Source organism: Stenotrophomonas sp. Steno-C17 (assembly GCF_056393165.1).
In genome coordinates this window covers 23,604-44,189 of record NZ_JBWJPD010000013.1, presented here as the reverse complement: position 1 = coordinate 44,189, position 20,586 = coordinate 23,604, and the positions used below count along the sequence as shown (strand labels likewise).

The 20,586-nt window shown below is 68.7% G+C and carries 13 protein-coding genes; all 13 read left to right on the top strand.

Annotated elements, in window-relative coordinates:
- The first annotated feature begins 5 nt into the window (after nucleotides 1-5).
- The 13 genes from gspD (at nucleotide 6) to bcsZ (ending at nucleotide 20,508) form a co-directional block, all read left to right on the top strand.
- Complete coding sequence (gene gspD / locus AC06FA_RS12965) at nucleotides 6-2,210, top strand: type II secretion system secretin GspD (protein ID WP_478068664.1); 2,205 nt, start codon at nucleotides 6-8, stop codon at nucleotides 2,208-2,210.
- A gap of 1,162 nt (nucleotides 2,211-3,372) precedes the next feature.
- Nucleotides 3,373-4,227 carry a glycosyltransferase family 2 protein gene (locus AC06FA_RS12960; protein ID WP_478068663.1) on the top strand — a complete coding sequence of 285 codons (855 nt, stop codon included), beginning with the start codon at nucleotides 3,373-3,375 and terminating at the stop codon, nucleotides 4,225-4,227.
- Nucleotides 4,224-5,063, top strand: coding sequence for a glycosyltransferase family 2 protein (locus AC06FA_RS12955; protein ID WP_478068662.1), 840 nt, complete (start codon nucleotides 4,224-4,226; stop codon nucleotides 5,061-5,063). The genes AC06FA_RS12960 and AC06FA_RS12955 overlap by 4 nt, the downstream gene beginning before the upstream one ends.
- Before the next feature lie 89 nt (nucleotides 5,064-5,152).
- Nucleotides 5,153-6,340 carry a nicotinate phosphoribosyltransferase gene (gene pncB / locus AC06FA_RS12950; RefSeq protein ID WP_478068661.1) on the top strand — a complete coding sequence of 396 codons (1,188 nt, stop codon included), beginning with the start codon at nucleotides 5,153-5,155 and terminating at the stop codon, nucleotides 6,338-6,340.
- A 203-nt stretch (nucleotides 6,341-6,543) separates the two neighbouring features.
- Nucleotides 6,544-8,076, top strand: a complete 1,533-nt coding sequence (locus AC06FA_RS12945) for a BcsE family c-di-GMP-binding protein (RefSeq protein ID WP_478068660.1) — start codon at nucleotides 6,544-6,546, stop codon at nucleotides 8,074-8,076.
- Nucleotides 8,073-8,252, top strand: coding sequence for a hypothetical protein (locus AC06FA_RS12940; RefSeq protein WP_478068659.1), 180 nt, complete (start codon nucleotides 8,073-8,075; stop codon nucleotides 8,250-8,252). The genes AC06FA_RS12945 and AC06FA_RS12940 overlap by 4 nt, the downstream gene beginning before the upstream one ends.
- A complete protein-coding gene (gene bcsG, locus AC06FA_RS12935) occupies nucleotides 8,249-9,877 on the top strand; it encodes a cellulose biosynthesis protein BcsG (protein ID WP_478068658.1) in 1,629 nt (542 codons plus the stop codon). The genes AC06FA_RS12940 and bcsG overlap by 4 nt, the downstream gene beginning before the upstream one ends.
- Nucleotides 9,877-10,053, top strand: coding sequence for a cellulose biosynthesis protein BcsR (bcsR, locus tag AC06FA_RS12930; protein ID WP_478068657.1), 177 nt, complete (start codon nucleotides 9,877-9,879; stop codon nucleotides 10,051-10,053). The genes bcsG and bcsR overlap by 1 nt, the downstream gene beginning before the upstream one ends.
- The gene (bcsQ, locus tag AC06FA_RS12925; RefSeq protein ID WP_478068656.1) at nucleotides 10,050-10,808 is read left to right on the top strand and encodes a cellulose biosynthesis protein BcsQ; all 759 of its coding nucleotides are present in this window, start codon (nucleotides 10,050-10,052) and stop codon (nucleotides 10,806-10,808) included. The genes bcsR and bcsQ overlap by 4 nt, the downstream gene beginning before the upstream one ends.
- Complete coding sequence (gene bcsA / locus AC06FA_RS12920) at nucleotides 10,808-13,432, top strand: UDP-forming cellulose synthase catalytic subunit (RefSeq protein WP_478068655.1); 2,625 nt, start codon at nucleotides 10,808-10,810, stop codon at nucleotides 13,430-13,432. Before bcsQ ends, bcsA begins: the two co-directional genes overlap by 1 nt.
- Entirely contained in the window at nucleotides 13,429-15,804 is a 2,376-nt protein-coding gene (gene bcsB / locus AC06FA_RS12915; protein ID WP_478068654.1) for a cellulose biosynthesis cyclic di-GMP-binding regulatory protein BcsB, read from the top strand. Before bcsA ends, bcsB begins: the two co-directional genes overlap by 4 nt.
- Nucleotides 15,804-19,391, top strand: coding sequence for a cellulose synthase complex outer membrane protein BcsC (bcsC, locus tag AC06FA_RS12910; protein WP_478068653.1), 3,588 nt, complete (start codon nucleotides 15,804-15,806; stop codon nucleotides 19,389-19,391). The genes bcsB and bcsC overlap by 1 nt, the downstream gene beginning before the upstream one ends.
- On the top strand, nucleotides 19,375-20,508 hold the full coding sequence (bcsZ, locus tag AC06FA_RS12905) for a cellulose synthase complex periplasmic endoglucanase BcsZ (RefSeq protein WP_478068652.1): 1,134 nt from the start codon (nucleotides 19,375-19,377) through the stop codon (nucleotides 20,506-20,508). The genes bcsC and bcsZ overlap by 17 nt, the downstream gene beginning before the upstream one ends.
- Nucleotides 20,509-20,586 lie beyond the last annotated feature (78 nt).

Here is a 20,586-nt window from a genome sequence, read left to right as displayed (position 1 = left end):
AATGCATGAACCTGCGTTTCCTTTCTTCCTCGTTCCTCCTTGCGCTGCTGGTCGGCTGCAGCACGGTGTCCGGCCCGCACGTGCAGCGCAATGGCAACCCGCAACCCACGCCGCCGGCCGGCCAGGCCGCCGCCGATGCGCAGGTGGCCGAAGGCGATGGCCAGAGCGGCGCGCCGCAGGCGGTCATCCGGCGTGGCAGCGGCACCATGATCAACCGCGAGGCGGCGCGCGCACCGTCGCCGGCACTGAACACCGCCAGCAGTGGCAGTGCCACCTTCAATTTCGAAGGGGAATCGGTGCACGCGGTGGTCAAGGCGATCCTCGGCGACATGCTTGGGCAGAACTACGTGATCGCACCGGGCGTGCAGGGCACGGTCACCCTGGCCACGCCCAAGCCGGTGTCACCGGCGCAGGCGCTGAACCTGCTGGAAATGGTGCTGGGCTGGAACAACGCGCGCATGGTCTACAGCGGCGGCCGCTACAACATCGTTGCCGCCGACCAGGCCCTGGCCGGTACCGTCGCGCCCAGTACCGCACCGGCTTCCAGTGCCCGGGGTTTTGAAGTCCGCGTGGTGCCGCTGCAGTTCATCTCGGCCAGCGAAATGAAGAAGGTGCTGGAGCCGTACGCGCGGCCCAACGCCATCGTCAACGTGGATACCGGGCGCAACGTGATCACCCTGGGCGGCACCCGCGCCGAACTGGAAAACTACCTGCACACCGTCGAGATCTTCGACGTGGACTGGCTGTCGGGCATGTCGGTGGGCGTGTTCCCGATCCAGTCGGGCAAGGCCGAACAGGTCGCCGCCGACCTGGAAAAGGTCTTCGGCGAAGACAGCAAGACCCCCAGCGCCGGCATGTTCCGTTTCCTGCCGCTGGAAAACGCCAACGCCGTGCTGGTCATCACCCCGCAGGCGCGCTATCTCGACCAGATCCAGCAGTGGCTGGACCGCATCGACACCGCCGGTGGCAGCGCCCGGCTGTTCTCCTACGAACTGCGTTACATCAAGGCGCGTGACCTGGCCCAGCGCCTGTCCGAGGCGTTCGCCAGCAGCAACAACCGCAACAACCGCGGCAGCGCCACCACCCTGGCACCGGGCGCGCAGCCGATGCAGCTGGACAGCAGCGGCCAGACCGACAGCCGCAATGACAGCAGCACCCTGGGCAGCACCGGTTCCAGCAGCAGCGGCATGGCCAGCACCATGAACCTGCCGCAGCGCCAGGAAGGCAACATCAGCGTCAGCCTGGATGTGGAAGGCGACACCGTCGGTGTTTCGGCGGTGGAAGAAACCAATGCGCTGCTGGTGCGCGCCACCCCGCAGGCCTGGCGTTCGATCCGCGAAGTGATCGAGAAGCTGGACGTCATGCCGCTGCAGGTGCATATCGAAGCGCAGGTGGCCGAAGTCGCGCTGCAGGGCGAACTGAGCTACGGCGTGAACTGGTACTTCGAGAACGCCGTGCAGGGCCAGACCTTCCCCGGCGCCACTGGCGATGCCACCCTGCCCAGCGCATTGGGTCGCAACGTGTGGGGCACCTTCGCCGGCGCCATTACCGGCAGCGAAGGGCTGGGCTGGACCTTCCTGGGCAAGAACGCCGCCGCCGTGGTCAGCGCGCTGGACAAGGTAACCGACCTGCGCCTGCTGCAGACCCCGTCCATCTTCGTGCGCAACAACGCCGAAGCCACCTTGAACGTGGGTGACAAGGTGCCGATCAGCACCGTCTCGGTGAACACCGGCGTGGGCACCGACAACACCTACAGCCAGGTGCAGTACATCGACACCGGCGTGATCCTGAAGGTGCGCCCGCGGGTGACCCGCGATGGCACGGTGTTCATGGACATCGTGCAGGAAGTGAGCAGTGCCGGCGAAGTGGCGGCCAACTGCGACCCCACGCGCACCCAGTGCAACCCGCGCATTTCCACCCGCAAGCTGTCCACCGAAGCGGCCATCCAGAGTGGCGACACCATCATGCTGGCGGGCCTGATCACCGATTCGGGCACCGATGGCCACAACGGCATTCCGGGCCTGAGCCGGATTCCGGTGGTGGGTGCGCTGTTTGGCAGCAAGACGCGCAACAGCCGTCGTTCCGAAGTGATCGTGCTGCTGACCCCGACGATCGTGCGCAACGGCCAGGAAGCACGCGCGCTGACCGACGAATACAGCAGCCGTTTCCGCGCAATGGAACCGATCACCCCCGGCGCCCGCAAGAAATAAGGCCGGCAGGGCCTGCGGCCCTGCACCCCTGTAGAGTCGAGCCATGCTCGACTGAAGCAACGGCAACAGCGGCATTCCTTGGGATGGCGGGGCGGTGTGGGTGGGCAGGACACGCCGTAAACCCGTCCATGGGGGCTCGTAGGCGCCATCCATGGCGCCTGCGGTCCTGCCCACCCACACCGCCCCACCTCTGACAGTTCCCCTCTGCTGTTGGTAGGTGTCGACGTTGGTCGACACATCTGTCAGATATCCAGAACCATCAGCGGTTGGTAGGTGTCGACCTTGGTCGACACATCTGTCAGGTGTCCAAAACCATCAGCGGTTGGTAGGTGTCGACCTTGGTCGACACATCTTTCAGGTATCCAGAACCATCAGCGGTTGGTAGGTGTCGACCTTGGTCGACACATCTTTCAGGTATCCAGAACCATCAGCGGTTGGTAGGTGTCGACCTTGGTCGACACATCTTTCAGGTATCCAGAACCAGCAGCTGTTGGTAGGTGTCGACCTTGGTCGACACATCTGTCAGATATCCAGAACCATCAGCTGGTGGTAGGTGTCGACCTTGGCCGACACATCTTTCAGGTATCCAGAACCATCAGCGGTTGGTAGGTGTCGACCTTGGTCGACACATCTTTCAGGTATCCAAAACCATCAGCGGTTGGTAGGTGTCGACCTTGGTCGACACATCTGTCAGATATCCAAAACCATCTGGGGTCAGAGCCCGTTGCGCAGCAACGGGGTCCGCCCCCGAGCTGTTCCAACAGATCGCTGGAAACTGTCGAAGGCGGGGTGGGTCCGGTTGCGGGGGTGTCCGCGGCATGGGCCCGAGGCATGCCTCGGGCGGGTTGGGCAGGACGCCCAACCCCGGTCTTGCCGTGTGCGCAGGAAAGCGCACACGAGCAAGCCGTGGCCAAGCCTACAGGGGTGAGGGCGCTTTGCTTGCGAAGCACTGCTTCGCAAGCGCCCGAACGCACAGCCGCCAGCGGCTGGGCCGGGCCCCGGAAGGGGACTTGCGGCGTCCCCCGCAACCGGACCTACCCCGCCAACCCTCAGGCAGCCCGCCTTTGACGTTGCTTCAGTCGAGCATGGCTCGACTCTACAGGGGTGCCGGGTGCAACCCGGCCAGTGCTACCCTTCGCGCAACGACAACCACGGAGGCGGGATGGGGGCGATCGTGTTGTTGCCGCTGGGCGTGGACGATGCCGTACTGGATCGTTGCCTGGCCGCGCTGGATGCCGGTACCGCACCCGGTACCGCCGTCTGGTTGGCCGACGATGCACAGGCCGGGCCGCGTGCGCAGGCCGTGGTCGAACACTGGTTGGCGCACACGCCGCTGCAGGCCGAATACACCCGTCGCGCGCGGCCGCTGGGCGAGGTCGCCCACCTGGATGAAATGCTGCGTGCCTGCGAAGGGTTGGACGTGGCCGTGCTGGCGCCCGACTGCGTGCCCGCGCCGGGGTGGCTGCAGCAGTTGCAGGCCTGCTTCGCGCGCGATGCCGCCATCGCCACTGCCACCCCGTGGTGCAACGCCGGCGAAACCGCAGCGTGGCCGCGGCTGGGCGAAATCAATCCAGAGCCCACCGATCCGGCCTTGCTGGCCCACACCTGCGGCGCCTTGCCCAACCTGCACCCGGAACTGCCCTCGGCGGTGACCCATGCGGTGCTGGTGCGTGGCAATGCTCGCCGCCGTGCCGGTGGCCTGGACGTGGACAGCTACCTGGGCTGGAACGCCGCGCTGGTGGACCTGAGCCTGCGCATGGCCGGTCTGGGCTGGCGCAACGTGCTGTGCGAAAACGCCTTCGTCAGCCGCGCCGGCGAAGCGCCCAGCCGCGAGGGTGACCTGGAGGCACTGGCGGCACGCTGGCCCGGCTGGATGCCGCGGCTGGCGGATTTCCTGATGCATGATCCGCTGCATGCATTGCGCCAGGACCTGCAACAGCAGCTGCAGCAGGCGATAATGCCGCGCGGGCAGGGTGACCTGTTCGCGCAGCCATCGCCGCCGGAGTCGCCCGCTTGAAGTCCGCCATCGCCGCCATCGTTGTGACCTACCAGAGCGGCAGCACCATCGACGCATGTCTGTCGCGCCTGCGCCAGGCGCAGGACGTGGCCGAGATCCGGGTGATCGACAACGGTTCACAGGACGACACGCTGGACATCATCCAGCGCCACGCCAGCCACGATGCGCGCGTGCGCTTCATCGGCAACCCCGACAACCCGGGCTTTGCCGCGGCCAACAACCAGGGCGTGGCCGATTCACACAGCCCCTGGCTGGCCTTCATCAACCCGGACCTGATGGTCGAGCCCGATACCCTGGCCGCGCTGCGCGAGCATGCCGCTGGTCTGGGTGATGCGTTGCTGGGGGTGGAGCAGGTGGACGAGCACGGCCATGCCGACGAGGCCGTGCGTCGCCGCGATCCCGATTTCCTGGCCATGCTGCGCTCGCCGGGCCGCGGTGGCCGGTTGGCCATTCCGCGTGACCCGCAGCAGACGCTGCAGGTGGTGCCGGCCCTGTCCGGCGCGCTGCTGCTGATGCCGCGCACGCTGTTCGACCGCATCGGCGGCTGGGATGCGGGATACCGCCTGCATGCCGAAGACCTGGACCTGTGCCGGCGCGTGCGCGACGCCGGTGGGGTGGTGGCGATTGCCAACGATCTGCAGGTCACCCATGTGCGCGGCGTGTCCAGCCGCTCGCGGCCGTTCTTCGTGGAATGGCACAAGCACCGTGGCCTGTGGCGCTATTTCAGCAAGTTCGAGGCGAAGCAGCGCTCCTGGCCGGTACGCGGGCTGGTATGGGGCGCGATCTGGGCGCATGCGCTGATGCTGTTGCCGAGGCTGCTGCGCAAGGCGTTGTGATTGCCGGGTTGGGGTGGGGCGTGCGCGCAGGGCGTGGATTCACCTGATCCCGGGAACGCGATTCACCCGATCGGGCGCATAATGGCGGCATGGCCATCATCCAGTCCCTGCTCGACACCGACCTGTACAAGTTCACCATGATGCAGGCGGTGCTGCACCAGTACCCCAGTGCCCAGGTGCAGTACCGGTTCAAGTGCCGCAATCCCGGCATCGACCTGGCACGCTACATCGAGCAGATCGACGAAGAAATCGATCATCTGTGCAGCCTGCGCTTCACCGACGCCGAACTGGACTACATGCGCGGCCTGCGCTTCGTGAAGCCGGACTTCGCCGATTTCCTCGGCCTGTTCCACCTGGACCGCAAGTACATCCGCCTGCGCCCGTCGCAGACCGTGCCCGGTGAAATCGACCTGGACATCACCGGGCCGTGGCTGCACACCATCCTCTTTGAAGTGCCGCTGCTGGCCATCATCAACGAAGTCTGGTTCCGCAACACCACCACCGCCGATTTCGCCGAAGGCGAGCGCCGCCTGCAGGCCAAGGCCGCGCTGCTGCGCGATACCCCGGGCTTCGAGCAGTGCCGCATTGCCGACTATGGCAGCCGCCGCCGCTACTCGCGCGACTGGCATGCACGCCTGCTGCCGCTGCTGCGCGATGCGCTGGGCCCGCAGCTGGTGGGGACCAGCAACGTGCATTTCGCCCGCCTGTACGGCATGACCCCGCACGGCACCATGGCCCATGAGTACCTGCAGGCCTTCCAGGCGCTGGGGCCGCGCCTGCGCGATTCGCAGGTGGCGGCGCTGGAGTCGTGGGCGCGCGAGTACCGCGGCGACCTGGGAATCGCGCTGTCGGACGTGGTCGGGCTGGATGCCTTCCTGCGCGACTTCGACATGTACTTCTGCAAGCTGTTCGACGGCGTGCGCCATGACTCGGGCGACCCGTTCGACTGGGGCGACCGCATGCTGGCCCACTTCCAGCAGCGCCGCGTGGATGCCCGCAGCAAGGTGTTGGTGTTCAGCGATGGCCTGGACATCACCAAGGTCATGCGCCTGTACGACTACTTCCGTGGCCGCTGCCAGGTGGCCTTCGGCGTGGGCACGCACCTGACCAACGACCTGGGCCCGACCCCGCTCAACATCGTCATCAAGATGGTCCGCTGCAATGGCCAGCCGGTGGCCAAGCTCAGCGATTCGCCGGGCAAGAGCATGTGCGATGACCCGGGCTACCTGGCCTACCTGCGCCAGGTCTTCGAGCTTCCGCCGGCAGAACAGGCCTGAGCCACCTGCGCGCGCGGCGGTCCCGCGCGCGTCAGGTCGACGTGTTGACTGTGTGTTGATGCCGCAAGCGTGAAGATCGACGGTATCATGCCGTCCATGCCACGCAATTGTGACGTGCGTCATCAATTGCATCGTTCCCGTTGCAGTTTTCCTCCTGCCCGTTCGCGAATGAACCTACAGATCGTTGTCGAAAGGATTCCGGCGTGACGCCGCCGCGGCTGGCCGTGGCGGGCGTGGCGGCCGAGTTCGTGGAAATGCGTCGTGGCGGCGTGTACTGGGCCGTGGCCGCAGGCAGTGCGCCGGCCGATCTGCTTGGTGCCGGCACGCTGGCCGCCGCAGCCGACGTGGAGGAAGCGCTGCTGGTCACGCTGGGGCGCACGGTGGAACCGCTGTTGGCCCTGTTGCCGCCCGAGCAGGGCCCGGCACGCGTGCGCCTGTACCAGCGCGCCCATCCGGGCATGCAGCAGGCACTGCGCAGTCTGCCGGCCGACCTGCCGCGGGCGTCCTCGTCGTCCACCTCCCTGAGCATCGTGCAGTTCCCGGTGGCGGCGCTGGACGGCTGGGACGATGCGCGACTGGCGCGCTGGTGCCAGGCGCTGCAGGACTGGGCGCAGCGCGCCGGGCAGGTCCTGCTGCTGCTGTGCCACGGCGAAGTGGCCACCCTGGCGCCGCGCCTGCTGCCGTTGAATCGCAGTTGTGCCGGCGTGGCCCAGCTGCACCCGCACCGCGGCGCCCTGCAGCTGCTGCTGCATTACTGGGCCAACAGCCATGGGGTGGTGGCCCAGCGTGCATTCGCGGTGGAGGCCGACGGCACCCAGCTGCAGCGGATCGCCGACAACGAGACCGAAGTGGCGAGCGTGGCCGGTGACGGCGGCAGCGATTGCGACCTGTTCCTGGCCCAGGCCGATGTGCTGGAAGGCGCGCCGCCGTTGTCATCGGCGTGGAAGCTGTACGACGGCTGGGCAGGGCTGATGCCGGCCGCGCTGCGCGCCAATGAAGCCACGGTGGTGCTGGCCATCAATGAAAACGCCCAGGTCGATGCCCTGGCCCGGCTGCTGCATCGCCTGCGCCGCGAGCGCGGCGATGCCCTGAAGCTGGTCGTGCGCGAACTGCAGCCCTGCCTGCGCTATGCCGACGAACGCCTGCTGCTGCAGTGTGGCGGCAGTCTGGTGGTGCCCGCGCACACGCCGCTGCCGCGCCTGCTGACCCTGCTCGATGCCGTGCAGCGCCAGCGCTGGCAGGGGCAGCTGGCCGATGACCCCGAACCGCTGATTCGGTCGCACCGGCCACCGCCGATCAGCGGCCTGGTCAGCGTGGCCCGCTTCCGCCAGATTGCCGGCGAGCGCATCGATCTGGATGGCAGTGCCGTGGAAAGCGCGGTGCTGGCGCTGCAGCCGGTGGCCGGCCTGCGCGCCGAACAGACCCTGCAGCAGCTGCGCATCCGCCGCCAGGGCGACGTGGTCTGCGTCTACCGCGGGCAGGTCCGCCTGTTCCTGTTCGGCTGCCGCCGCGACGCCATCGAGCAGGCCCTGGCCAATCTGTTCCGGCTGCCGTGGCGCGAACTGTTCGACGGCTACCAGCGCCTGGCCGAGTACGACCTGGCGGCGATGAACGCTACCGGCAGCGACCCGGAGACCGAGCCGTTGCCCGCCCCGGAGGCCGTGCCAGAGGCGGCACCGCTGACCGTGGCGCCGTTTGCTGAACCGAAGCCGCTGCGGCTGGGAGAGGATGCATGACCACCGACCAGCAGCTGTGGACGTTGATCGTTGCCTGCGCGGTACTGATGATTCCCTTTGGCGCCATGCTGGGCGCGCTGTGGCGCATGGCGCGGCGGGCCGTGCAGCGGGTCACGCCGCCGCGCCAGCTGCGCCGGGTGGGCGTGCGCCAGCGTGCGCCGCGGAGGCCCGCATGAGCCCGCAGCCGTTGCCTGCCTCGCCCTTTGCCTGGGCCGACCTGCGCGGTTGGAACCTGTACTTCCTGTCCAAGGTCGCGCTGGCCTGGATGGGCGCGTTGAACCTGAAGATCCTGCCCAACCTGCTGTTCCTGGCCGCGCTGCTGGTGCCGCTGCGCTGGCGCTGGGCGCGCATCGTGCGCACGGTGGTGGCGGTGCCGGTGGGCGTGGCCCTGTACTACCAGGACACGTGGTGGCCGCCATTCCAGCGTCTGCTGGCGCAACCGGGTGTGCTGGATTTTTCCGCCGACTACTGGCTGGAACTGGCGCAACGCTTCATCAACTGGCAGATGGTGGCGGTGCTGGCGCTGCTGGTGGTCGGTTATGTGCTGCTGAAGCCCTGGCTGCGGGTCACCACGCTGAGCGTGCTGGGCATGCTGGGCATGGCCGTGGTGGCGCTGCCGCTGCCGGCCGGCTTCGGCTGGGGGCAGGGCCAGGCGGTGGCGGCCACGGGCAGCGGTGGTGCGGCAACGCGCGCGCTGGCACCGGCCAGCAACGATACGCTCAACGCCTGGCTGGCCAGCTTCTACCAGCAGCAGGCCACCCTGAAGACCACGTTCCCGGCCCCGGCCAGCGGCGCACCGTTCGACGTCATCATTCTCAACATCTGCTCGCTGGCCTGGAGCGATCTGGATGAAGTCGGCCTGCGCCAGAACAACCTGCTGGACCACATGGACGTGGTGTTCGACGATTTCAATTCGGCCACCGCCTACAGCGGCCCGGCGGCGATCCGCCTGCTGCGCGCCAGCTGCGGCCAGACCTCGCACACCGCGCTGTTCGACCCGGTGCCGGCCGAATGCCAGTTGTTCTCCAACCTGCAGCGGCTGGGGTTCCAGAGCGAACTGGCAATGAACCATGACGGCCACTTCGATGATTTCATCGGCGAACTGTCGCGCTACGGTGGCCTGCAGGCCAAGCCGATGGATATCAGCGCCTTCCCGCGCGCGCTGGTGGCGTTCGACAAGTCGCCGCTGCGCCGCGATGGCGACGTGCTGATGGGCTGGCTGAAGCAGCGCCAGGCCGAATCCAGCCCGCAGGTGGCCCTGTTCTACAACACCATCTCGCTGCACGACGGCAACCGCATCGTCGGCGCCGATGGCCGTGCCGCCGCGGCCGATTACAAGGCGCGCGCGAACATGGTGCTGGGCGACATGGCCGGCTTCGTCGATGCCGTGGAAAAGAGCGGCCGCCGCGCGATGATCGTGGTCGTGCCCGAGCACGGTGCGGCCCTGCATGGCGACCGCATGCAGATTCCGGGCATGCGCGAGATTCCCAGCCCGTCCATCACCCATGTGCCGGTGGGGGTGAAGCTGGTGGGCATGGGCGCACCGGCTGCCGGTGGTCCGCGCCACGTGCCCGAGCCCAGCAGTTTCCTCGCCATTTCCGAACTGGTGTCGCGCGTGTATGCGTTGAACGCGCAGTCGCCGCCGGCCGACCGGGACTGGAACAGCCTGCTGCAGGGCCTGCCGCAGACGCCGTCGGTGTCGGAAAACGAAGGCGCCAAGGTCATCGATTACGACGGCAAGCCGTGGCTGCAGTTGCAGGGCAGCCAGACCTGGAGCCCCTACCCGGAGGACAAGCGCTGATGGCCGACATCCTGGCGGTGCCTGCCACCCTGTCGGTGGAAGAGGATGACATCGACCTGCTGCGCCGCAGCCTGGCGATGCCGGACATGCCCTACGTGGATTTTTCCGCGAACAACGAACGCGCCCAGGCACTGGCGCGCTGGCCGCTGCTGGCCGAGCTGGAGGCGCTGCCATGACCCTGACCCTGTCACTGCAGGGCGTGCGCGGCGGCGCCGGGGTGACCACGGTGCTGGCGGCGCTGGGCCAGGCCCTGCACGTGCAGGGGCAGCGTGTGCTGCTGGTGGAAATGAGCCCGGACCAGATGCTGGGCCTGCACCTGGGCCTGGCCGCCGGCGAGCGCGCTGGCTGGGCCCGCGCCCAGCTGGACGGTACGGACTGGCGGGCGGCCGCATTCGCCTGCGCCCCTGGACTGGCCGTGCTGCCCTATGGCCGGGTCGATGCCAGCGAAGCCCTGCAGCTGGAACACGCGTTGGCGGCGGCCCCGCAGACCTGGGCCGAGCGCCTGCCCACGCTGTCGGCACAGTTCAATTGCGTGCTGTTCGACCTGCCGCAGCGCCTGCCCGCGCATGTGGCGGCGATCAATAGCCACGGCGGCTGCCGGCTGCCCTTGCGCCTGGCCTGCGTGGACCCGGCCAGCCATGTACAGCTGCACCGCGCACGCGACGATGGCCGTCGCCTGCTGGTGAACCGCTACGACCCGGCCGTGCAGGTGCAGCGTGACCTGATGCAGTTGTGGTTGCACAGCCATGGCAGCCGCCTGCTGCCGCAGCCGCTGCACGAAGATGCACGGGTGCCGGCGGCGCTGGCCAGCAAGCAACCGCTGGGCCACGACGCTGCCGATTCGCTGGCCGCGGCCGACGTGCAGGGGCTGGCGCTGTGGTGCCTGGCCGAGGCCGCGCGCCTGCAGCAGGCGGAGGGCGGCCGGCGATGATGAGCCAGCGGGTCTATTACCTGGACTGGGGGCGGCTGCGCCACCGCGTGCATGCGGCCTGGCCGACGCGCGCGGTGCTGTGGCTGCTGCAGGCACTGGGGTGGGCCCTGCTGCGTCTGGAAGGACCTGCCTGGCAGGCGCTGGCGCCTCGGCTGCGTGCGGCGTTCCCGCAGTTGCAGGGCGACCGCCGCTGGCGTCCGGGTGATCCGATCCGCCTGCTGGTACAGGCGCTGTGGTTGTCGGTGGTTCGCCTGGTGCCGCGCAGATCGCTGCGCCGGCAGCGACTGGCGCGTGCACGCCAGCAGCGCATCGCCGAACTGCGCGGCGCGGCCGGCCGCGGCCACGTGCGCTACCTGCGCACCATGCGCGATGCCCCCAAGGATGTGTGGAACAGCCGGTTCATGGCCTGGGCCGGCGCGCGTGCGCGCGCCCTGTCGCCGCGCGCGCGACGCTGGGCAACCGCGGCCATCGGCGTTGCCACCCTGGGGCTGGCACTGCTGTGCGTCACCCAGCCCTTCAGCTACCTGGCGCAGTTCGTGTTCGTGCTGCTGCTGTGGGCCATCGCGTTGCTGGTGCGGCGCATGCAGGGCCGCTATGCCACGTTGGTGCTGGTGGTGCTGTCGGTCACCGTGTCCTGCCGTTACCTGTGGTGGCGCTATACCGCCACGTTGAACTGGAACAGCACCTTCGACCTGGTCTGTGGCCTGATCCTGCTGGCCGCCGAAACCTATTCCTGGCTGGTGCTGATGCTGGGCTACGTGCAGGTGGCCTGGCCGCTGCGGCGGCGCCCGGCGCCGCTGCCCGCCGACGTGCGGCAGTGGCCCACGGTCGACGTGCTCATTCCCACCTACAACGAAGACCTGGCGCTGGTGCGGCACACGGTCTACGCGGCGATGGGCCTGGACTGGCCGGCCGACAAGCTGCGCATCCATATCCTGGACGATGGCAAGCGCGAGGAATTCCGTGCGTTCGCCGAGCAGACCGGGGTCAACTACATCACCCGCACCGACAACCGCCATGCCAAGGCCGGCAACCTCAACCACGCGCTGACCCAGATCGATGGCGAGCTGGTGGCCATCTTCGACTGCGACCACCTCCCGGTGCGCTCGTTCCTGCAGGTGACCTGTGGCTGGTTCGGCCGCGACCCGAAGCTGGCACTGGTGCAGACCCCGCACCATTTCTTCTCGGCCGACCCGTTCGAACGCAACCTGCAGGTGTTCCGCAGCGATCCCAATGAAGGCGAGCTGTTCTACGGGCTGGTGCAGGACGGCAACGACCTGTGGAATGCCGCTTTCTTCTGCGGTTCGTGCGCGGTCATCCGCCGCGAGGCGATCGACGCCATTGGCGGCTTCGCCACCGAGACGGTCACCGAAGATGCGCACACCGCGCTGCGGTTGCACCGCAATGGCTGGAACTCGGCCTACCTGCGCATTCCGCAGGCGGCGGGGCTGGCCACCGACAGCCTGGGCGCGCACGTGAACCAGCGCATCCGCTGGGCACGCGGCATGGTGCAGATCTTCCGCATCGACAACCCGCTGATCGGCAAGGGCCTGAGCCTGTTCCAGCGGTTCTGCTATGCCAACGCCATGCTGCACTTCCTGGCCGGCATTCCGCGCCTGGTGTTCCTCACCGCGCCGCTGGCGTTCCTGCTGCTGCACGTCTACATCATCTATGCACCGGCACTGGCCATCCTGCTGTTCGTGGTGCCGCACATGGCCCATGCCAGCCTGACCAACGCGCGCATCCAGGGCAAGTACCGCCGCCCGTTCTGGGGCGAGGTGTACGAAACCGTGCTGGCCTGGTACATCGCACGGCCGACCACGGTGGCCTTGTTCAGTCCCGGCCGCGGCAAGTTCAACGTCACCGACAAGGGCGGCACCCAGGATGGCGACCGCTTCGACTGGCGCGTGGCACGCCCGTACCTGGTGCTGGCGCTGTTGAACGTGGCCGGCCTGTGCTTCGCGGTGTGGCGCTTCATGCATGGCCCGGCCGATGAGCGCGGCACGGTGATCGTCAGTTCGCTGTGGGTGCTGTACAACCTGCTGATCATCGGCGGCGCGCTGGCGGTGGCCGCCGAAGTGCAGCAGGTGCGGCGCACGCACCGGGTCACCACGCACCTGCCGATGGCGCTGCAGGTGCCCGATGGGCGCCGCCTGCGCGGCGTGCTGCAGGACTATTCCAACGACGGCGTGGGCGTGGAACTGGGCAGCGACCCCGGCCTGGCCGAAGGCGCGCGGGTGCACGTGCTGCTGGGTCGTGGCCGCCGCGAGTTTGCGTTCCCGGCGCGCGTGCAGCGCACCATGGGCCATCGCCTGGGCCTGCTGCTGCAGTTCGACAGTGAACGCCAGCGCGTGGAATTCGCCCAGTGCACCTTCGCCCGTGCCGACGCCTGGCTTGATTGGCACGCCGGCTACCAGCCCAAGAGCCTGCCACGCAGCCTGTGGAGCGTGCTGGTGCTGGGCTGGCGTGGTTACCGGCGGATGGGCGATTTCGCCCCGTTCGACCTGGACCGGCCCGTGCACTGGAGCCGGCGCCTGCTGCGCTGGATGGCCAGCTTCGCTCCGCAACGTCCGCTTCCCTCCCACCCGGCTGACCCAGCCGCTGACCCAGGGCTTCGTCCATGAGCATCTCCTCTCCTCTGCGCTGGCTGTTGCTGCCGCTGCTCGCCTTGCCGGTGGCGTCGGGCAACAGTGCCCCTGCACCGGCCCGCCTGCCTGCCAGTACCGGCTCCACGCCTGACACGGCACCGGCGCAGGTGGCCGTGCCCACGCCGGTGAATGCCGCGGTGGTGCCGGCCCCGCGGCCGGAACCGGCGCAGGCCGAAACCTGGGCGGGCAGCGCGTGGCCGTGGCAGCGCGAAAGCACGTTCGCCGATCTGGGCCGCCGCCAGGACGTACTGCTGTCCGGCGTGCGCAACACCACCACCCTTGAATTCCAGGTGCGCCGCGATCGCCTGGCGCGCGAAGCCGAGCTGGACCTGAGCTTCACCCCGTCGCCGTCGTTGCTGCCGACGTTGTCGCACCTGCGGGTGTATCTGAACGACGCGATGATGGGCGTGGTGCCGATCAGCAATGATCAGCTGGGGCGCCCGGTGCAGGCCAAGCTGCCGCTGGACGCGCGCCTGATCGCCGACTTCAACCAGGTGCGGCTGGAGTTCGTCGGCCATTACACCGATATCTGCGAAGAACCCACGCACAGTTCGCTGTGGGTGAACGTATCGAGCAACAGCACGCTGCGCCTGGGCGGCCAGCCGCTGGCCATGCAGGACGACCTGGCCAACTTCCCGCTGCCGTTCTTCGACCCGCGCGACACCGCACGGCTGGAACTGCCGGTGGTCTACGGCACGGCGCCGACCCTGGCGCAGCAGCGTGCCGGTGCCATCATGGCCTCGCACTTTGGCAGCCTGGCCGGCTGGTGGCGGCAGGCGCGCTTCCCGGTCAGCTTCGGTGCGCTGCCGGACAAGGGCCATGCCGTGGTGCTGGCGGTGAACGGCAAGTTCCCGCCGGTGATCGCCAACCACGCGCCGGTGCAGGGGCCGGTGGTGGAACTGATGGCGCTGCCGGAAGATCCGCAGCGCAAGCTGCTGCTGGTGCTGGGCCGCAATGACGATGACCTGCAGAAGGCCGTCGCGGCGATGGCCGCGGGCAACGTGTTGTTCCGTGGCAAGCAGGTGGCGATTGACCAGATCAAGCCGCTGGCCCCGCGCAAGCCCTACGACGCACCCAACTGGGTGCGTACCGACCGTGCCGTGCGCCTGGGCGAACTGCTGGATTACCCGCAGCAGCTGCATGCCAACGGCGTGGCGCCGCAGCCGATCACGGTCAACCTCAACCTGCCGCCGGATCTGTTCATCTGGCGCAACCAGGGCATTCCGCTGAACCTGCGCTACCGCTACACGCCGCCGTTCGGCAGCGATGAATCGCGGTTGGGCGTGGCGATCAACGACCAGTTCATTTCCAGCTTCCCGCTGGTGCGCCGCAACGGCAAGCAGGGCCTGGAAGAAATCCGCCTGCCGGTGCTGGCCGGTGATGCCGGTGCCGACGATGGCCGCCTGCTGATTCCGTCGCTGAAGCTGGGCGATCGCAACCAGCTGCGCTTCGATTTCAACTTCGCCAGCGTGATGGGCAGTGCCCAGCGTGACCACTGCCAGACCGTGCTGCCGCCGAACCTGCAGGCGGCGATCGAGGAAGATTCGACCATCGATTTCTCCGGCTTCCACCACTACATGGGCCTGCCGGACCTGTCCGCATTCGCACTCAGCGGCTTCCCGTTCACCCGCATGGCCGACCTCTCGGAAACGGTGGTGCTGGTGCCGGCGCAGACCAGCGAAGCACAGGCCAGCCTGCTGTTGAACCTGGTGGGCGGGCTGGGTGTGCAGACCGGCTACCCGGCCTACGGGCTGCGTCTGTCCAATGACTGGAAGCAGGCCAGCACGCTCGATGCGGATCTGTTGATGCTGGGCGCGCTGCCGGAAGAACTGCGCGGCAGCGACCAGCTCTCGCTGCTGATCGACGCGCAGCGCACGCGCCTGTTGAACGGCCAGTCGCCGTCGCCGCAGCTGGCGATGGAACAGGCCCGTCGTGGCAGTCGCCAGGGTGACCCGGCGGTAACCGAAGTGGCGGTGACCGCCGATGCGCCGTTCGCCGCCATCGTCGGCCTGCAGTCGCCCCATCACGCACAGCGCAGCATCGTTTCGCTGGCCGCCAGTGGTGCGGCCGACTACGGCCTGCTGGACGACGCCCTGAGTGATACCGGCAAGCGCCAGGCCATCGCCGGTTCGGTGGCGATCCTGCGCACGTCGGGCATCCACAGCCAGTTCGTGGGCGAGCACTATTACGTCGGCTCGCTGCCGTGGTGGTTGCTGCTCTGGTACCACCTGGCCGACCACCCCGCATTGCTGGCGGTGCTGGCAACGGTGGTGGTGCTGATGGTGGCCTTCCTGCTGTGGCGCGCACTGCGCTGGGTCGCGGCCAAGCGGTTGGGCCCGGACCACTGATGGCGCGCGCGCGGCATCCGCTGGTCGCCGCCTCCGGCCTGGTCCTGCTGGGCCTGGCCGGCGTGGGCACCTGCCAGGCGCAGGCGCTGCCGGCCACGCCGGGCGGCACGGTGGCCGAGCAGCGGCAATGGCTGCTGGAACAGGTACGCATCGGCGAAGCCAGCGGCCGCCAGGGCCTGATCGAAGATGCGCTGGCGCGGCTGCGCATGCTGGCCCCGGATGACCGCAGCACGCTGCTGGCGATCCTGGAAGTGCAGCTCTCGCAGCAGAAGATGGCCGACGCCGATGCCACCCTGCAGCGCCTGCGCCAGCTGGGTGCGGGCAGCCGCGAACTGGCTGCCGGCGAGCGCCTGTGGCGTGCCTACCGCGGCGACCTGCAGCAGGACCTGCAGCAGGCGCGGCTGTTCGCCGCCGGTGGCCGCAGCGACGAAGCGCTGGTGATCTACCGCCGCCTGTTCAACGATGATCCCCCGGGCCTGCAGTTGGGCCTGGAGTACTGGCGCCTGCGCGGCGCACAGGCTGATGGCCGCGCACTGGCGATCCGCGAACTGAGCGCACTGGACCGCAGCTATCCGGGCAACACCGCCTTGCTGCAGACCCTGTCGCAGCTGCTGTTCGCCGCCGGCCGCGATGCCGAGGCACTGGCCGCGCTGGAGCGCATGGGCCGCAACCCCGAAGCACGCACGCTGGCCGCCGATGCCGAATGGGATTTCCTGCAGGACCAACCGGCCGACGATGCCAACGTGCGCCGCCTGCAGGCCTTCATCACCCGCAACTCGAATTTCAATGACATCGCGCTGGTGCGCGAGCGCTATGCCGATCAGCACAAGCGGGTGAGCGATCCGGCCTGGCGTGCCGGCCTGCGCGGCCAGCAGTTGCTGGATCGCGAGCGCAATGCCGATGCCGAGCGGGCGTTCGTGCAGGCGTTGCGCGGCTATCCGCGCGAGGCCGATTTCCTGGGCGGTCTGGGCATGGCGGTGATGCGGCAGGGGCGCCGCGAACAGGCCATCAGCTATTTCCAGCGTGCAGTGCAGGCCACCCCGGCCGGTGACAGCACCGACAAGTGGACCGATCTGCTGGCCAGCACGCGTTACTGGCTGCTGCTGGACCAGGCCGAAGCCGCACTGGCCAGCGGCAACGTGGACCAGGCGCAGGCGCTGTACGAGCGCGCGCGCCGCCAGCAGCCCGGTGAGATCAATGCACAGCTGGGGCTGGTGGATGTGGCAGTGGCGCGCGGCGATGATGCCGGCGCCGAACGCCTGCTGCTGGCCGCGCAGCGCCGCGCACCGCGCGATGCCAACGTGATCCGCAAACTGGTGCAGCTGTATGGGCGCACCGATCCGCAGCGCCTGGAAACCTTCATTCATTCCCTGCCCGCCGCGCAGCAGAAGCTGTACGCCGAGGATCTGCGCCAACTGCAGATCAGCCGGCTGCGCGAGCGCCGCGAACAGGCGCTGGCCGCCGGTGACGCCGCGACCGCGATCAGCCTGGGCCAGCAGTTGCGCCAGGAACTGCCTGGCGATGCCTGGCTGGCCTATGCGCTGGGCAATGAGCTGCGCAGCGCTGGCCGCGACGACGACGACGACGCCGATGCGGTGGTGGCCGACATGGCCGCGCGCAATGACAGCAGTGAAGCGCGCTATGCGCAGGCCTTGTACCTGTCCGGCAGCGAGCGCCTGCCGCAGGCGCTGGCGGTGCTGGACAGCGTGCCGCGCGAGCGCTGGGACGACGACATGCGCGCGCTTGCCGAGCGCCTGCAGCGCCAGCAGCTGGTGGAACATCTGTGGGACCTGCGCGCGCAGGGCCGTGAACCCGAAGCCATCGCGCTGCTGCAGCAGCAACCGCCCAGCGCCGACAACGACCTGCTGCTGGCCGAATGGGCGCGCCTGCGCGGCGATGCAGCGCAGGCACTGCACTACTACCAGCAGGTGCTGGCGGCGCAGCCGGACAACGTCGATGCCCAGCTGGGCCAGGTGCAGGCATGGATCGCGCAGGGCGATCTGCAACATGCGCGGCAGCAGATGCACGACGCGCCGCCGCAGGTGGCCGACGATGCGCTGGGCCAGCAGCGGCAGCTGGCCGGCATCTGGACCGACCTGCATGATAATGCACGCGCGCTGCAGATCCTGCGCGGGCTGCTGGCGCGCAAGACCGAAGCCGATGCGCAGTCCTGGCGCGACGCGGCACGGCTGGTGCGCGCCGATGATCCCGAGCAGGCGCTGGACATGTACGCCCAGGCGATGGCCGACAATGGATTGCTGGCGCCCACCCAGGCCGCACCGCGCGACAACCGCGCGCTGACCCTGGCCAGCCGCCAGACCGAGGGCGATGACTGGTTGCGCAGCAGCCTGCGCAGCGATGTTGATACGCTCTACCAGCAGCAGAATCCCACGCTGACGGTGATGCAGGATTCCGGCCGCCGCAGCGATGGCACGCCGGGTCTGTCACGGCTCTCGCGTGACACCCGCATCGCCCACCTGGATGCGCCATTCGCCGGCGGTCTGGGCTGGGCGCGCATCGAGCAGGTGCATTTCGATGCCGGGCGTTTCCAGACCGGCGACGACGGCACCTTCGACGAGGACTTCGGCAGTTGCGACCTGGACCTGCTGCAGGCCGACGGCACGCCGCTGCGCGCGCCTGGCTGCAGCCGCTTCGTGCACCAGCGGCGCAACTCCGGTGCCGGCTTCGCCGTGGGCTGGCGCACGCTGGACGACCGCTGGAACATCGATCTGGGCCACACCCCGTCCAACTACGTGGTGGGCAACTGGCTGGGCGGGGTCACGCTGAACGGTGACCTGGGCCGGCTGGGCTGGGGCGCGACGGTGTCGCGCCGGCCGATGACCAATTCGCTGCTGTCCCAGGCCGGTGCGGTGGATCCGCGCAGTGGCATTGCCTGGGGCGGGGTCACCGCCAACGGCGTGACCCTGAGCCTGGGCTACGACGAAGGCGGTCGCAACGGCATCTGGTCGAACTGGAGCTGGCACCGCCTGACCGGTCGCAACGTGGAAGACAACACGCGCGCGCGGGCGATGGCCGGCTGGTACCACAAGCTGATCCAGCGCCCGGACATGCGCCTGGATGTGGGCACCACGGCCATGTACTGGCGCTACCAGAAAGACCTGGGCGGCTATTCGCTGGGGCAGGGCGGCTACTACAGCCCGCAGCGCTATGCCTCGCTCAGCCTGCCCGCCAGCTTCGCCTGGCGCAGCGACAACTGGTCGCTGCGGGTGGATGCGTCGTTCAGCGTATCCAGTGCACGCACCGCGTCCATCAGCCGCTATCCCGACCAGGCGCTGATCGAGCGGGTGATCGCCCAGCTGGAGCCGCAATATGGCCCGCTCACGCTCGATCCGGATGGCCTGTACACCAGCAGCGGTCGCAGCAGCGGTACCGGCTCGCGCCTGTATGCGGCGGTGGAACGGCGCCTGGGCGACCACTTCGTGCTGGGCGCGGCCGGTACGCTGCAGCGCAGCCGCGATTTTTCGCCGAACACCTTCCAGCTCTATCTGCGCTATACGCTGAAGCCGTGGCAGGGCAACCTGCCGTTGCCGGTGTCCCCGCTGGTGCCCTATGGCGAATTCCGCTGATCCACAACGCCGCCGCCTGCTGCAGGTGGCCGCGACCCTGCCGCTGCTGGCCCATGTCGGTGCGCAGGCACAGACCGCGCCGCGCTGGCCGGCCTGGCAGGTGCTGCAGGCCAGCAGCCTGAGCCGCGACGGGCGCATGATCGACCGCAGCCAGGACGATCAGCGCACCACGTCCGAAGGGCAGTCCTACGCACTGTTCTTCGCCCTGGTGGACAACGACCAGGCGCTGTTTGACCGGGTGCTGGCCTGGACCCAGAACAACCTGGCCGGCGGTGACATGGCCGCACGGCTGCCGGCCTGGCTGTGGGGACGCGATGGCAAGGGCGTCTGGCGCGTGCTGGACGACAATCCCGCCTCCGATTCGGATCTGTGGCTGGCCTACGCGCTGCTGGAAGGCGCGCGGCTGTGGCGTCGGCCGGCGTTGCAGGTGATCGCCACCGGCATGCTGGCGCAGATTCGTGCGCGCGAAATCGTCGCACTGGAGGGCCTGGGGCCGATGCTGCTGCCCGGCCCGCAGGGGTTCATCGAAGACGATGCGACCCGGGTCAATCCCAGCTATCTGCCGTTGCCGTTGCTGCGTCGCTTCGCCGCGGTGGACCGGCAGGGGCCGTGGCAGGCGTTGGCTGGCAACACGGTGGCCTTGCTGCAGCAGACCAGCCCGCACGGCTTCGCGCCGGACTGGGCGGCCTGGCGCAAGGGTGCGTTCGTGGTGGATCCGGTGAAGGGCCCGGTGGGCGGCTACGATGCCATCCGCTGCTATGCGTGGGCCGGCATGACCGCAGCGCGCGACCCGCTGTTCCGGCCGCAGCTGCAGGCCTTGTCCGGCCCGTTGAAGCGGCTGCGCGCCGGTGCGCCGATGTGGGAGAAGGTGGACACGCGCAGCGGACAAGGGCAGGGCGAAGGCAACTACGGGTTCCGCGCCGCGCTGCTGCCGTATCTACAGGCACACGGCGAAACGCAGCAGGCGCAGGCATTGTTGGCCAGCCTGCCAACGGTGGAACAGCAACGCAGCGCCGAACCGGCCTACTACACGCAGATGCTCACCCTGTTCGGCCGCGGCTGGATGGAAGGTCGCTGGCGCTTCGCCGCCGACGGCCGCCTGCAGCCGCGCTGGTAGGGGGCCAGGTGGGGTCAGAGCCCTTTGCGCTGCAAAGGGATCTGACCCCAACCGCAGCCGACGGGGTCGGATCCCGTT